Source organism: Paenibacillus baimaensis (assembly GCF_025567575.1).
Window position 1 is genome coordinate 203,967 of record NZ_JAOQIO010000034.1, and the last position, 15,130, is coordinate 219,096.

Below are 15,130 nucleotides of genomic sequence, written 5' to 3' on the forward strand. Positions count from 1 at the left end.
CGGTCGGTGGGACTTGGCCTATGCCGCCGTATGCATCTTGCGTGCCGCCGTCTGTGAAGAGGATCTGTTCGACTTTGAGAGGAGAGGAGCCATGAAGGCTCCTTTTCTGTTCTTGCTCGCCGTCTACTGCTTCTGGTTATGCAGGTGCGTCATCAGATCGTCCAGCGTATTGGACCAGCCGTCGTAAAAGTACTTATCGCCGGGGTGACCGGCCAATCCGCGCAGGTGGAAGATCATCTCGGTGTGAGGGTTAGGGTCACGACAGGGGAAATCTCGATGGGATCATCTTTCTTGCCTCATCGAACAGCCGCTGGGTAACCGGTCAATTGATTGATGCAAGAGCTAGGCTTTTGAGGGAAAACATAAAAACACGGTAGGCACTGAATTAACAGTACCTACCGTATGAGTGATATCGATTATTACTCTAAGTCTAGTGTATGACCCAGACTGACGTTTAGCACGCGCATTACCATGAGTAGCGACTCTAATCTAGTAGCATTAGCATTCGGTTTGAACGATCCATCGTCTGTACCTTGTACGATACCCATACCGGATAACGTATTAATCTCACCCTCTGCCCAGTTACCCGAAACATCTTTGAACTTAGCTTCTTTTACTGAAGTAGTGTTCATCACTCTTGAAAGCATGGCCACTATTTCTGCTCTGGAAATAGACTCATTCGGTTTGAACGTTCCGTCTTGGTAACCGTTAATAATGCCACTTGCTTTTAATATAGCTATTGTATTTGCCGCCCAATGATCTTTGGTGTCCTCAAAGCTGGAACCACCTTCTGACACTAAACCGAGCGCTTTTACTAACATCGTTGCAAATTCCGCTCTAGTTACCGTAGCACTCGCATGGAACGAACCATCCGCATACCCTTCAATGATCCCAAGCTTAGTCGCTAATACGATTGCTTTAGCGTATTGGTCATTTGCAGGTACATCCTTGAATGTTACTGCGGGTGCAGTTTTTTGTTTTTCTACCAGAGCTCTGATTAAATCAATATTAACCTTTTCATTGAAGAATGATTTTGGCGTTGGTGTAACTGTTGATGGTGTACCTGTTGATGGTGTACCTGTTGATGGTGTATCTGTTGATGGTGATCCTGATGATGGAGTACCTGTTGATTGTGAACTTTTTCTTGGTATTGCATTAATCACTGCCGTTCCATTTTTACTTGAATCAACGGTCGATGTTGCTGTAATGGTATAATCGCCTCTCACTGCATCTGCTGTAACCGTTACTAATCCATTCGCATCAACGGTTACTTTCGAATCGCTGCTTGTCCATGTTACTGTTTGTTCCGCTCCGCCCACTACTGTTACTGTAGCTGTCAGTTGCTGTGTTGCTCCTTGAGCCACAATCGCTGATGTTGGACTTACGCTTACACTTGTTACTACTGGTGCTGCTATTACTGTAATCGTTGCTGTTCCTTTTTTACTTGAATCAACGGTTGACGTTGCTGTAATGGAATAGTTCCCAGTCGCTGCATCAGCTGCAACCGTTACTAATCCATTCGCATCAACGGCTACTTTCGAATCGCTGCTTGTCCATGTTACTGTTTGTTTCGCGCCGCTCACTACGGTTACTGCAGCTGTCAGTTGCTGCGTTGCGCCTTGAACCACACTAGCTGTTGCTGGACTTACGCTTACACTTGTTACTGCTGCATCCTTTTTCTCGATGGAGTAATTGTCAAACATATCCCCGTTTACTGTGTGGGCTTGAATAGAGATCTTATCATGGCTAACTTGAATTGCAGAGTATACCGGAACGTCATCATCGAACATGAAATCAAGATACGCATACTTTGTTCCATCGTAGAACTTCCAGCCAGATGCTCCTCCGTCCAAATAGACTGTCCCACGCTCGCCATTCATCAAAGGCTTACCCTTTTTCATCGGATACGTACGCGAGTAGACGTGGTCGTGGCCTACCAGCACCAAATCTACTTCCAATTCTTCCAGTATCGGTGCGAAATAGGTACGAGAATCTTCAATTAATTCGCTGCGTCCGCTTTCGGTATGATAAACGGGCTTATGGAACATAACCATTTTCCATTTTTTATCACTCTTCTTGATATCCTCGCGCAGCCATTCTGCTTGCTTGGACATGGTTACTGCGTCTGCTTCGGAATTCAACACGGTGAAATGTACCTCGCCTGAATCGAAAGAATATACGTATTTCTTCTGATTCTCCGGTCCGTTATTTGGAAGCTCCAATCCCTTGACAAAAACCTCTTTGCCTTCACCTTTAACATCATGATTACCCATTGTGTAACCCGATGGAATTGAGGTTGCATAGAACGACGAAGCTTTCCAGAACTGGTTCCACTCATCTGACAATTTTCCGTCGTCAACAATGTCACCACCATGCATAATGAACTGGGCATTCGGGTAATTTGCGAAAGCGTTTTTGAGCAGTTTTTGATAGGCCTCAAGCCCATTATCACCTTTGGTATGCGAATCCGTTACGTATACGAAAGAAACGGGCTTATCCAGTGCGGAATCCGCTGTCTTGTAATCGTTCCATGCACTCCAATGTCCTTCGTAGCCAACCCGATAATGATATTTCGTACTTGGTTCGAGGCCAGTAACCAGCGCCTTATGGAACTTTATTTCGCCCAATGGACCGTTATTAACATTCTGCATTACTTGTACTTCGTATTTCGCGACCTGCTCGATTAATTTCTCTGATGCATTAGCAAAATCGCTATCCTTCACGTATTGAATTGTGGTTTGTTGGACTCTAGGTGCAGTTTGCCATCCTACGCTCATCATTGTACCCATATTTTCGTTAACAAAGGTTTGAACATATTGCGGGTTTTCGTCACCAAACTGAGAAACAATTTCCATGTTCATACTCTCGCTGGTGCTGCCGTCCTTTACTGCTTGAACTCTCCAAGTGCCTATCGCAAGGGTTAAGAGCGACGTAAGAATTTCTCCTTTGGAATCCGTTAAGCCCAAGCCTTGTTTAAGATCATTCTGCTGAACATCAGCGGAAGGTATAAAACCTTTCTTGGTTCCATCAGGCGTAAACACACTTACAAATCCGGAAGTACTTCCTGTTGTTGCGAAAAATTGCTGATCTTTCTTTACCGTCAGCAACACGGAGGACGCGCTGTCAGCGCTCTTATATATCTTGGAATTTGCAGCTGTCACGGTCACATAGGTCTGAGGACCGTTTGCATCATTGAATTCAATCGCCGCTCCTGCAACCGGTGCTCCAGCGTGATTTGTAACAGTGATTACGCTCTGCGTTTGCAAACCTGCTCCTTTGATTGCCATTTTGTACGGGAACCCGATCTTATAGTTAATCGGAGCGGTGAAGGAATTTACCGAAGTGCCGCCAGTATAACCGAAGCTGCCTTCGGCCATGCGTATTTGTTTAAACATCTCGCCACGTTCCATCTTGGCCGTTCTACTGAATTCGAAATCGATGCTTGCCAAAGGTTGCACGTTGTTTCCTTGTAATCCATCTGCGTTAAACGTAACAAAACCGCCTACATTATCGATATTGGTCTGCACGTTGGTCAACTCGGAACGCCCTGTTATTGCTTTCGCTTGCAAAGTCGCTGGGTCGAACTTGAGCTTGACGTGTGCGCTCTTGGCTACGCCTACATCCTTCGCTCCGAGCTGCAATCGGTAAATCTCGCTGCTGAGTGATTCTTCTGGTGCCTCCATGGTATACCGTGCCCCATGCTCTATGTTGAAAGAATAATCTGCTGTTGCGGGATTACCGGATTTATCTTTAATTGTTGCATGCACTTCATAATAGCCGCCATCAAGCGGTGTGTTTGGATGATACGTAATCAATTTATTATTCAGATCGTAGGCGTAGGTCGCCGATGAAACAGATTGTCCATTCACGGACAGTCGTATCGAGTTTGGATCGATGCCCGAGGCGTAGGTCGCGGATGTAACAGACTGTCCATTCCCGGACAATCCAACGTCGTCCGCAGACAGGGTAATACTGGAGATAGGTGCATTCAAAGTCTGGTTTGGTGTCGGTGAAGTCGGAGAGATCACAGGCACGGTCATATCTTCACTAACCGGTTCATCATAGATGAGCCTGACGTCGTCAATCCAAATCGAGCCTTTATTCTTTTTGCTCATTTGCCTTTCCTTCATCTGGAAGTAAAAAGCCAGAGTGCCCGGTACAGTCATATCCGCCCCTATTGGTGCTTCTACATACTTCCAACCACTCCAGTCTATACCTGTCACTTCATCCCTTATATCATAGGTTCTAGAACTTCCACTAGGAATGTAGAACTTACTGGTTAGACCATGTCCTTCGTTATTGGCGTATACCCACATCCCGATTTTCTTGGGAACCCTGTTGGTCAACGGCAATTGAGTTGCCGGCCCCACAGCAACTTGAGAGGGATTATCTGTAATTCCAATAAAATCATAATCAATTCGTAAGGATTTTGCCCCGTTACGAACGTATTTCGGATTCGTTTCGAGTGACATACTGGCGCTGTAAATGCGTGCCTGGTCCAAATATAAATCAGCCAAGTTGACATTTTCGAAATCTTCTACCATGACGACACCGCTAGGATTCGCAGGAATCACGGGTGCGGCAGAAACGGTGGACGAGGATGAAAGGGATGCTGGAATGTACGGGAGTAGAACCGCCATTGCCAATATTCCGGTCAAAACTCTCTTAAAAAATGGATGATGATAAATCACGAACCCTCACGCTCCTCAAGTTGTTGTACTTATTTGACCTATGTATAAGAACCATTGATAAGCATAACGTTACAATGTCATCGCAGTGTCACCCCAATGTTAAGCAAAAAATAAGCTTTACTAGAGTTTCTCACCAGGCTTGTACATCAGAGTAAGCTGACATTTCCGAGGTGCAAGCTGTGAAGGCTGTCCGTTGTAACCACAATGTACGAAAGCCAAGGTAATCGTGAAGTGAAAGCAAGCATGAAGTATTTTCCATTAAAGTAAAAGTCGTAGCCCAGAAATCCGGAACGATTAGTGCTACAATGGCAATGCAGCAATTAGATATGAAGCATCGGACGTTTTATAGGCGTGTAAAGGAATATGAGAAAGTTGAGTTATAAATTTAGGGGTTCAGCCAACATTTTAACGGAATCATACGTTAAAGGCTTTATCGAGCGTTAAGTATATAATGATAATTGAATAGGAGGTGCTGTATCTAAATGGAATTTATAGAAACAGGAATAAAACTATTTGTGTTTATAATATTTATTTCACTACTCTTTAGTTTGGTAGGGTTCCTAGTCCAAAAATATCTAAGTGACTTCTTTCAAGGTTCTTCTAAAACAATAATAAAAATATTTAGTTTATTTAAAGGGATTTTTCGAAAAACGAGCTGACCATATGGTCAGCCTGTTGAGAAGCCTCTTTAAGTGACAAAATGGTCAGGTAATGGGAGTGTTGCAGACGCAGCATTTGTTCCTTTTTCGAATGTTAGTCATTCAATTTATAATGGTACGGCAATTAGTGGTTATTACGCGGATAACACCTTTGGAATAGATCAAACCGTTACAGTCTGTGGAGCAACTTTCTATCATCAAAGAACAGCAACAGGACCTGTGACGAATAGCGACAGTGGTGGTCCAATATGAGGAGATACTAGTGGTAGTAATTATGCTGAGGGAATTATAAGTGGAGAAACTCCTGGATTGTAAATATAAAATTATTACAAAAATAATTTATAAAATTACATTTTAATAATAATTCATGAAAGTATAATTCTTTACATGAGATCTCTTTATAAGATTTTGCTCAAATTATTTCGTAGGAGGTTTTTTTGTTGAAAATTAGTAGGAGAGGGACGAAACAAATGAAAGCGGTTTTATAAAACTATAGAGAAAATATCAAAATAAAGAATAAGAACAGTATCGTACATAGCTTAAAAAGAGATGCACTCTTATATCTACTCTTACTGTTGCCAATAGCGTATATCCTCATCTTTAGATATGCCCCCATCTATGGCGTGTTGATGGCTTTTCAGGATTATAGAATCCGCCTTGATTGACGGTTGTAATGAACTGGGGATCCTAGTACGAATTGTTCTTCCGTTATCTTTGCCTTCTATAGCAACGTTAAGCCTCTTTTACGCGGTGGACAGATGGAACGGTTTTCAGGATGCGCTTATTTTACAGATAAAAATCAGTATCCGTGCAATTAAAGCTGTACCAAATCATCACTGCGAACCAACAGCTAGCTACCCAGCAAGGTGAAGGCAAGTTGGTTGCAGAATACCTGGCAGCAGGCGGGCAGGCTGTTACGGATGAAAATGTGAAAATCTACAAGGCAATGCAAGTAAATAAGAAGTAATTGGAAGAACATTGCAATTCAAATAAGCCGTTGTCCAATCATCGGTTTATTTGAAACTAAGTAAAGTTGAGGGCAGAATGTAGTTCATTGTAACTTGGTGTTTACAAATAAAGGAACTGGAAAAGCGCTGGATCTAATTGGAGAATGATTCAAGGAACAATGGCGTGTAGATTCATAATTGGGATTACAGGGATAAGACTGCGCATCAATGGAATTTTGTCGATGTAGGTAATGGCTTGTTTAAAATCATCAATGTGAATAGCGGCAAAGCCCTTGAAGTTGCAAGCGGAAATACGGCAAACGGAGCAAAGGTACAGCAAAATGATTACACCGGAGCAGCTAGGCAGCAGTGGCGGATACAGCTTGTAGGAGGTGGTCAATATGTAAATGGCACCGATTTTGAGAGCGCTTCCAAGCAAACAGGGATTAGAACAGGGTGATGGAAGCTTTAAGTTTATCTTTTAAGCATTCTGGCCAGGCATGGGAGTCAAAGTGTTCAACAAGTAACGTAAATTGTTAGTCAATAAAGGAGGTTGTCTCATGGGAAAAATCAAAAAATCTAATTTGGTATTGTTTTGCGTTTCAATTGTAATTTGTTTGTTTTTATATTTGCCGGGACTAGCTTATGCTGCTCCGATTCACTCTGGTCCACAATTTGGGGAAGGCTCTTATGCAGACCCTGATGTACAGGTTTATAATGGGACATATTGGGTGTATCCGACTCGTTCGACTCAAGTTGGCGAGTCTGGCACTGGCGCAAAATCTATAGACATATTTTCTTCAACAGATATGGTTAATTGGACAAAATACTCAAATGTAATAAGTTCTGCCAATATATCATGGTTACAACATTCATTGTGGGCACCAAACGGGGCTTATCGCGATGGGAAATACTACATTTATTTTGCTGCTAACGCAATCAATGGCGATGGACAATTAGGCGGAATAGGCGTTGCAGTGGCTGATAATCCACAAGGTCCATATACCGATGCGATTGGGGCACCACTTATAAATGTTGTAAGAAATGGCGCAGGTCCAATGGATCAAGATGTATTTATTGATGATGACGGTCAGGCTTATATGTATTATGGCAGCTGGGGAGAGTGTAATGTTGTAAAGCTTAACGCTGACATGAAGTCTCTGGGAACATGGCCTGATGGAACCGTCTATAAGAAAGTTACTCCCACTAAAAATGGCGATAATGATTATTTTGAAGCGCCTAAAGTGTTCAAGAGGAACGGGATATACTATTTGACTTATGCTGCCGGTGTATGGGCTGATTCATCTTATAAGGTCATGTATGCAACTTCGACCTCTGTAACAGGGCCATTTGTACCAAAAGGTATTATGCTGCATACGGATACTACAACAGCAGATGGACCTGGTCATAATGGTATTGTTCAATCACCTACAACAAATGATTGGTACATTTTTTACCATAAGCGTTATCTGAGTAGTTCACAACGCGTACTGGCCTATGATAAATTTGAGTTTAATACAGATAATACGATTATACCAGTCGAAATGGCAGTGGAAGATAACTTTGATGACGGTAATGATGTAGGGTGGACAAAATATGGCGGTACATGGACAGTATCAGGCGGTCAGTATAATGTAGCATCAAATCCGGGTGCCAAGGCCCTTCTGGACACCAATTTCACAGATTTGATGTATGAAGCTGATGTGACACCAGGTTCAACCGGCAATGCGGGTCTGGTATTTAGGGTATCAAATCCTGGAACAGGTACTGATGCTTACCAAGGCTACTATGCTGGACTCGATGTTCCTAATCAGAAGGTTCTGATTGGGAAGGCAAACAACAACTGGACATCGCTTGCCACTGCTTCTATGAGCTTAACGGCTAATACAAAGTATCATGTTAAAATTTTTGCGCAAGGTGACTCCATTAAGGTTTATGTTGGTGATATGACTACACCTAAGATTAGTGTGACGGATTCAACCTATATGAGGGGTAGTATAGGAGTTAGGACATTTGATTCAGCTGCAAAATTTGATAATATTTCAGTTCAAAGCAGTCGATATGAAACAGAAAATTTAAATGTAAGCGCAACCTCGGGCGTCAAACATTCCATGTTCGGAAATGGATCGGCTACGGACCCCAATCTGAGCGGTGGATATGGAACTACGCTGGAAGCCAATGCAGTCAATGACTATGTGACATACACCGTGAATGTGCCTGAGGCACGCAGCTATAGTGTAAGGGTTGGTGTGAAAAAGGGACCCAACAGGGGGCAGTTCCAGATGTCGGTAAACGATGTAAATCATGGTTCGGTTCAGGATTTATATTCAACTGGATTAAACTATGTGGAACTGAATGTGGCAAATATAACCTTCAGCTCGGCAGGCAATAAATCCTTCAAGTTTAATGTTGCAGGTAAAAATGGTTCAAGCTCAGGATACCATCTGTTACTTGATTATATTAAACTAGTACCAAACTGATGCAAGTATGTAAAGAGGACGGTTAATATTAACCTTCTCTTGTGATGAAAACTTATACAGCTCTTAACCACTCTGTAAGCAACCTCACTTCTATACCTGCCTACAGTTAAGCTTTACACCTAGGCCCTAGCCTAGGTTTTTTTACTTTGATGGGATTGTTTAGATGCGTGGGAACAGTTTGGTTATAAACGCACTCCACCCGCAGGTCTATGGTAAAATACTGTAATTAGAGGAGAGGAAAAATATGAATATTGATTTATTCTTGATTCCATATGAAGAAAAAACAGTCATTTATAATCTTTATTATGCGGAAGTATAGGCGAAGAGGCGTTGCCAGAGAAGTTGCCTTGTTGCTCTTTGAAAAGTTTCATGGTACCTGGGAGATCAAGGCGGCCTCATTGCTGGAGGATGTCGACTTTACCTTTTAGGAAGAAGGCTTAAGCATTGGTTTCTTACATAACGGGAATTACAAAAGGAAGCAGCATATCTCAAGGAATTTATATAGGTGATACTAACAAGAAACTCATTTATTGAAATTTAATTATAAGGATGATATAATTCTCATAAATTAATGACTGGAGTTGAAAGTATAATGTAGTATTTCTTGCTAACGATAAAACAGTAAAAGCGATATTTTTCGCATGTTTTATTTTGTATGCAAGAAAGTTACATTATCTTTGACTCAAACAATATATCCTTTTATTTAACTCCGTAATGGGGTTGATTAACTGTATTTATTTGAGCTACAAGAATGTAACTTTCTTGTAGCTTTTATTTATTTCATACAGGAGGACAATTTTATGTCATTAATAAATGTTACAAACCTGACGTTTGCCTACGAAGGAAGTTACGATAACATTTTTGAAAATGTAAATTTCCAAATCGATTCCGATTGGAAATTGGGATTTACAGGAAGAAACGGTAGAGGTAAGACGTCATTTCTCAATTTGTTGCTTGGTAAATATGAATACAGTGGGAGTATTTCTGCTAATGTCAGTTTTGAATATTTCCCTTTTCCTGTAGAAAATAAAGAAAATAATACGCTTGATGTCATCAACGACATTTTTCCAGACTATGTTCACTGGCAATTCATGCGTGAGCTTTCATTATTAAAGGTTTCTGAGGATGTTTTATATCGGCCATTTGATTCATTATCTAACGGAGAGCAAACGAAGGTTTTACTGGCTACTTTATTTATTAAGGAAAATAGTTTTCTGTTAATTGATGAACCTACCAATCATCTTGACATGAATGCAAGAAAACTGGTCAGTGATTATCTCAAGTCTAAAAGCGGATTTATCTTGGTGTCTCACGACAGAGCTTTTCTTGATAACTGTGTAGATCACATACTTTCCATTAATAAGACCAACATAGAAATACAAAAAGGTAATTTTTCAAGTTGGTGGGAAAATAAAATGAGGCAAGATAGCTTTGAGCTTGCAGAGAACGAAAAACTTAGAAAAGACATTAAACGTTTGTCAGATTCCGCTAAACGGACGGGCAACTGGTCACACGAAGTGGAAAAAACAAAAAACGGAACAAGAAATTCCGGTTCTAAGGTAGATAAAGGATATATTGGCCACAAAGCCGCTAAAATGATGAAACGCTCTAAAGCTATTGAACAAAGACAGCAATCTGCTATTAATGAAAAGTCTAAACTCCTAAAAAATATCGAGAGCTCGGACAGCTTAGAGATTTCACAGCTTGCTTTTCATAAAAACCAACTTGCTGAACTTGATCATGTTTCCATTTTTCACGGTGAGAGGATCATTTGTGCAGAGGTAAGTTTTACAATTGAGCAAGGCGAGCGAATTGCTCTTACCGGTAAAAACGGCTCTGGAAAATCAAGTATCCTCAAACTTATTTGTGGTGAGCATATTAACTATACAGGTGCCTTCAGGAAGGACAGCCAGTTAAAAATATCCTACGTCTCACAGGATACCTCCCATCTTCAAGGTAATTTATCTGACTATGCTGCAGACAGCGGGATTGATGAAAGCCTTTTTAAATCGATTTTAAGAAAACTTGATTTTTCCAGAAATCAATTTGAAAAGGATATTTCATCATTTAGTGGAGGACAAAAGAAAAAAGTATTGATTGCCAAAAGTCTTAGTGAGAATGTTCATTTGCACATTTGGGATGAGCCGCTTAATTTTATTGATATTATTTCTCGCATACAAATTGAAGAGTTACTACTTGAATACTCACCAACCATACTTTTTGTCGAGCATGATAGGGAATTTTGTGGAAATGTTGCAACCAAGATTATTGAACTCTGATTTTGTTTCTAACCAGAAAGTAACTAGAAAGTCGCCATACATTGGCGGCTTTTCCTTTTCTATTTGAGTCCTGAATGACCGATTATTCACACACGCCTCGGAAGCCTACGAAGGGAAGGTAACCGGGGCTATTATTATTTGTAAGCTTACAATCAATATAATGATTGAATAAATCATAAAAATGATTTATGATTTCATTAATAATTAGCTCACCTATTCAGAAATCAAGGAACAAGCAACGGCCATTGAGGCTGCATCGGATCAATTAGAGCAAAACTCGCATATGCGTTGGTCATTTTTGACTTATTACTTAGTAAAAAAAGCAGAATGTCAATTTTAACATACTCTCATTGGCGATGTGACTTATATACACGTCCAGCTACAAATGATTAAATACGAATCATCAGAGCTCATCTGGGATCTTGGATTCTAAGAGTTCTTACATAATAAAGAGGAGGTGTAAAACAAGATGTCCTTACAATCCAATGCGGTGGATGTCAAACTGGAGAGACGTGCCAAGCGGCGAATGTCCAAAATTGAGCTGACGAAAACGATCAAAAAAATCATTCGGAATTATGATCTGTACTTGCTGCTGCTGCCGACGCTCGCGTACTTTATTGTTTTCCATTACGTACCGATGTACGGATTGCAAATCGCGTTTAAAAATTTTAATCCGGTCAAAGGAATCCTTGGCAGTCCATGGGTAGGCTTTGATAACTTTGAACGCTTTTTTGAATCGTATCAGTTGGGAACCATCATTAGAAATACGCTGGGTATCAGCATTTACGAATTATTCGTGGCATTCCCTGCTCCGATTATTCTGGCGTTAATGATTAATCAATTAACAAACGAGCGTTTCAAGCGATTCGTGCAAACGGTTACATATGCACCGCATTTCATCTCTACAGTCGTCGTTGTCGGGATTGTCTACTTGCTTTTGTCTCCGCAAACGGGAGCGGTTAATAACCTGCTAGGTTTATTTCGGATCGATCCGGTATTTTTTATGGGTAGCGCCGATTGGTTCAAAACGGTGTTCGTTTTCTCGGGTATTTGGCAAAATATTGGCTGGGGAACCATCATTTATCTCGCTTCGCTCACCGGGGTTAATCCGGAATTTCACGAGGCGGCGGTTGTTGACGGAGCGACGAAGCTGCAGCGCGTGATGTTCATTGATATTCCTGCGATCATGCCGACGGTCATTATTATGCTGATCATGAACATGGGCCATATGATGAGCGTGGGTTTCGAAAAAGTGTATTTAATGCAAAACCAGCTGAATGTCGATTCGTCCGAAACGATTCAGACATACGTTTATAAAGCGGGTCTAGTGCAAGCGCAGTACAGTTATGCTTCTGCGATTGGTTTGTTTAATACCGTAATCAACTTTATCTTATTAATCACCGTGAACAAAATTGCGAAATCTTTAAAACAGACTAGCTTATGGTAAGCATTTACTTACGAAGTTAGTTTTCTAAAGAAAACTCTAAGGGAGGAAGACTATGAAGCTAGCGAAAACAAGGGCGGACGTTCTCTTTGACTGCTTCAACCTCACATTGATTGCGATATTAATTATCCTTGTCCTTTACCCGCTTTATTTCGTTGTAACCGCTTCTGTGACAAATCCTGATGTGGTGTATTCCGGGAAGCTGCTGTTTGTACCCGAACAAGTAACTTGGGACGGCTACAAAAGACTATTTTCCGAAGCTTCGATTTGGCTGGGGTTTAAAAATTCACTGTGGTACACGATTACGGGGACAACGATTAATGTTGTGCTCACGGTAATGGCCGGCTACGCTCTTTCCAGAACGGATTTGGTCGGCAGAAATGTATTCATGTTTCTGCTGGTGTTTACAATGTTTTTTGGCGGGGGGCTTATACCCACCTACCTGCTTGTCAAAGATCTCGGGCTGTTGGATACGACATTGGCGATGATTCTTCCGAATACGGTTTCTGTTTTTAACGTCATTATTGTTCGTACATTTTTCCAATCGAACGTGCCAAGTGAGGTGCTCGAATCGGCCATGATTGACGGCTGCACGAACCTGAAGTTTTTCGTAAAAATCGCCATTCCTTTGGCGCTGCCGATCGTGGCGGTTATGGTGTTGTTTTATGCGGTTGGCCATTGGAATGCCTATTTCCAGGCGTTAATTTATTTGAAAAGCAACGTTATGCTACCGCTGCAAATTATTTTGCGGAACATCCTGATCATGAATGAGGGCTCCGATGTGCAGAATTTGCAGGATGGCGCACAAGATCAGCAGAAAAAGCTGGAACTGATGAAATACTCCATTATTATTGTGTCCAGCTTGCCTATGCTTATCTTGTACCCGTTCCTGCAGAGATACTTTGTTAAAGGTGCATTGGTGGGCTCATTGAAAGGGTAATCGAGGATATCTGACTGGCCAAAACGCTCATATCTAGGAAGAAAGAGGGTCTAAAGCATGAATAAAAAATTTCTTATAGGCAAAATGTTGCTTACACTAAGCGTTACAGTCGGGCTTGCAGGCTGTGGAGGCAATCAAGCTGTACCAGCGGACGATAATCAAGCTGAGGCAAAAGCATTGAGCAATTTGAACATGAAGGATTTTCCGATCGTTAAAGAAAAGCTGACGTTAAACATTGCTGGTTTCAAACCACCGTCAGGCAAAGATTTGAATGAGTATAAATTTTTTCAGGATGTGGAATCGAAAACGAATATCCATATCAATTGGAATTTGACACCTGGGAGCAATTGGCAGGAAAAAAAGAACTTGCTGTTTGCCGGCGGGGAACTGCCTGACGCATTCTACGCGCATGGTATTTTGAACGAAGACACCGATATTGTTAAATATGGCTCACAGGGTATACTCATTCCGCTGGAAGGATTCATCGATAAGTATGCGCCGAACATCAAGAAGCTGCTGCAGGACAACCCAACCTACAAAAAACAGCTGACGGGACCAGACGGACACATTTATTCACTGCCGACGATCGACGAAACGTATTCGAGCACAAAATCAACGATGTTTATTAACAAAAAATGGTTGGATGAGCTGAAGCTTCCTATGCCGACAACGACTGACGAATTGTATACCACGTTGAAGGCATTCAAGGATAATGACCTTGGCGGTAATGATAAGAAGGATCAAATTCCGATGTCATTCCTTCAAAATTGGAACAGTGACGTAAACTCCTTATTTGGCGCGTTTGGCCGTATCGATCGCGATGTTCACAAAGTAGGGAACAATCACTTATCCGTTGAAAATAACAAAGTGATTTATACGGCTGCACAGCCCGAATACAAGGAAGCGATCCAATATTTCAACAAGCTGTTTACCGAAGGTTTGGTAGACAAGGAAAGCTTTACGCAGGACAGCAAGGTATTCAATGCAAAAACAGCCAAAGGGATTGTGGGTGTTGCTTTCGATTGGAACCCGGCTAATCAAGATTACGTATCGCTCCCGCCGCTAAAAGGACCCAAAGGACAGAAGCCAGTGTGGGCGGAGTATCCTGCAGGCATTCTATTGAAAGGTTCGTTTGCGATTACCAATGTGAACAAGTATCCGGAAGCAACCATACGCTGGATTGATAACATGTACGATCCGAAAAATTCGCTTCAGCTTAGCAAAGGCGTAATTGGAGGACAAAGCTTGAAAGAACGCTCCGATGGCAAGTATGAAACAGTGTTACTTCCACAGGGCGCTAATGATGACGACTTCAAACAAGTACCACCTACGGCATATTCGGTATGGGCTACTACTATGGCCACAAATGACATGGTTGTATCCACACCTACAGGTAAACGATCGAAAGTAGACATCGATAACGTATATGCCCCGTATCTAGTTAACAATGGTTTCCCGAAAGCTTATTTCACTGCGGAAGAAAGCGATCAAATTTCGCGTTACTTGACCGATATCGATGCGTATGTCAGCAAAATGTATGCGAAATGGATGATGTCTGGAGGCATCGATAAAGAATGGGATGACTATGTGAAGAAGATGAACGATATGGGTCTTGATAAAATGATGAAGATTAACCAGTCTGTATACGATCGCTACCAGTCTACCAAATAACGGCGTATAAGGTTCACAA

At 41.6% G+C, this 15,130-nt stretch carries 7 protein-coding genes; 6 read left to right on the forward strand and 1 reads right to left on the reverse strand.

Annotated elements, in window-relative coordinates; genetic code table 11:
• Positions 1-419: 419 nt before the first annotated feature.
• Positions 420-4,691: an S-layer homology domain-containing protein gene (locus OB236_RS11960; protein ID WP_262684207.1), complete on the reverse strand. Its 4,272-nt coding sequence runs from the start codon at positions 4,689-4,691 to the stop codon at positions 420-422.
• 1,796 nt (positions 4,692-6,487) lie between these two features.
• Between OB236_RS11960 and OB236_RS11970 the strand changes: the two genes are divergently transcribed.
• The 6 genes from OB236_RS11970 to OB236_RS11995 all read left to right on the forward strand — a co-directional run bounded on the left by OB236_RS11970 (position 6,488) and on the right by OB236_RS11995 (position 15,111).
• The gene (locus OB236_RS11970; RefSeq protein WP_262684251.1) at positions 6,488-6,757 is read left to right on the forward strand and encodes an RICIN domain-containing protein; all 270 of its coding nucleotides are present in this window, start codon (positions 6,488-6,490) and stop codon (positions 6,755-6,757) included.
• A gap of 100 nt (positions 6,758-6,857) precedes the next feature.
• Positions 6,858-8,777, forward strand: coding sequence for a family 43 glycosylhydrolase (locus OB236_RS11975; protein WP_262684209.1), 1,920 nt, complete (start codon positions 6,858-6,860; stop codon positions 8,775-8,777).
• An 800-nt stretch (positions 8,778-9,577) separates the two neighbouring features.
• Positions 9,578-11,056: an Lsa family ABC-F type ribosomal protection protein gene (locus tag OB236_RS11980; protein ID WP_262684210.1), complete on the forward strand. Its 1,479-nt coding sequence runs from the start codon at positions 9,578-9,580 to the stop codon at positions 11,054-11,056.
• Between the two features lie 469 nt (positions 11,057-11,525).
• The gene (locus OB236_RS11985; protein ID WP_408638448.1) at positions 11,526-12,503 is read left to right on the forward strand and encodes an ABC transporter permease; all 978 of its coding nucleotides are present in this window, start codon (positions 11,526-11,528) and stop codon (positions 12,501-12,503) included.
• Between the two features lie 52 nt (positions 12,504-12,555).
• Positions 12,556-13,440 carry a carbohydrate ABC transporter permease gene (locus OB236_RS11990; protein ID WP_262684211.1) on the forward strand — a complete coding sequence of 295 codons (885 nt, stop codon included), beginning with the start codon at positions 12,556-12,558 and terminating at the stop codon, positions 13,438-13,440.
• A gap of 57 nt (positions 13,441-13,497) precedes the next feature.
• Positions 13,498-15,111 carry a type 2 periplasmic-binding domain-containing protein gene (locus tag OB236_RS11995; RefSeq protein ID WP_262684212.1) on the forward strand — a complete coding sequence of 538 codons (1,614 nt, stop codon included), beginning with the start codon at positions 13,498-13,500 and terminating at the stop codon, positions 15,109-15,111.
• Positions 15,112-15,130: the final 19 nt, after the last annotated feature.

Excerpts from the sequence above, each read along its gene's own strand:
- OB236_RS11975 (WP_262684209.1), top strand. The coding sequence starts at position 6,858 with ATGGGAAAAATCAAAAAATCTAATTTGGTATTGTTTTGCGTTTCAATT.
- OB236_RS11980 (WP_262684210.1), top strand. The coding sequence starts at position 9,578 with ATGTCATTAATAAATGTTACAAACCTGACGTTTGCCTACGAAGGAAGT.
- OB236_RS11985 (WP_408638448.1), top strand. The coding sequence starts at position 11,526 with ATGTCCTTACAATCCAATGCGGTGGATGTCAAACTGGAGAGACGTGCC.
- OB236_RS11990 (WP_262684211.1), top strand. The coding sequence starts at position 12,556 with ATGAAGCTAGCGAAAACAAGGGCGGACGTTCTCTTTGACTGCTTCAAC.
- OB236_RS11995 (WP_262684212.1), top strand. The coding sequence starts at position 13,498 with ATGAATAAAAAATTTCTTATAGGCAAAATGTTGCTTACACTAAGCGTT.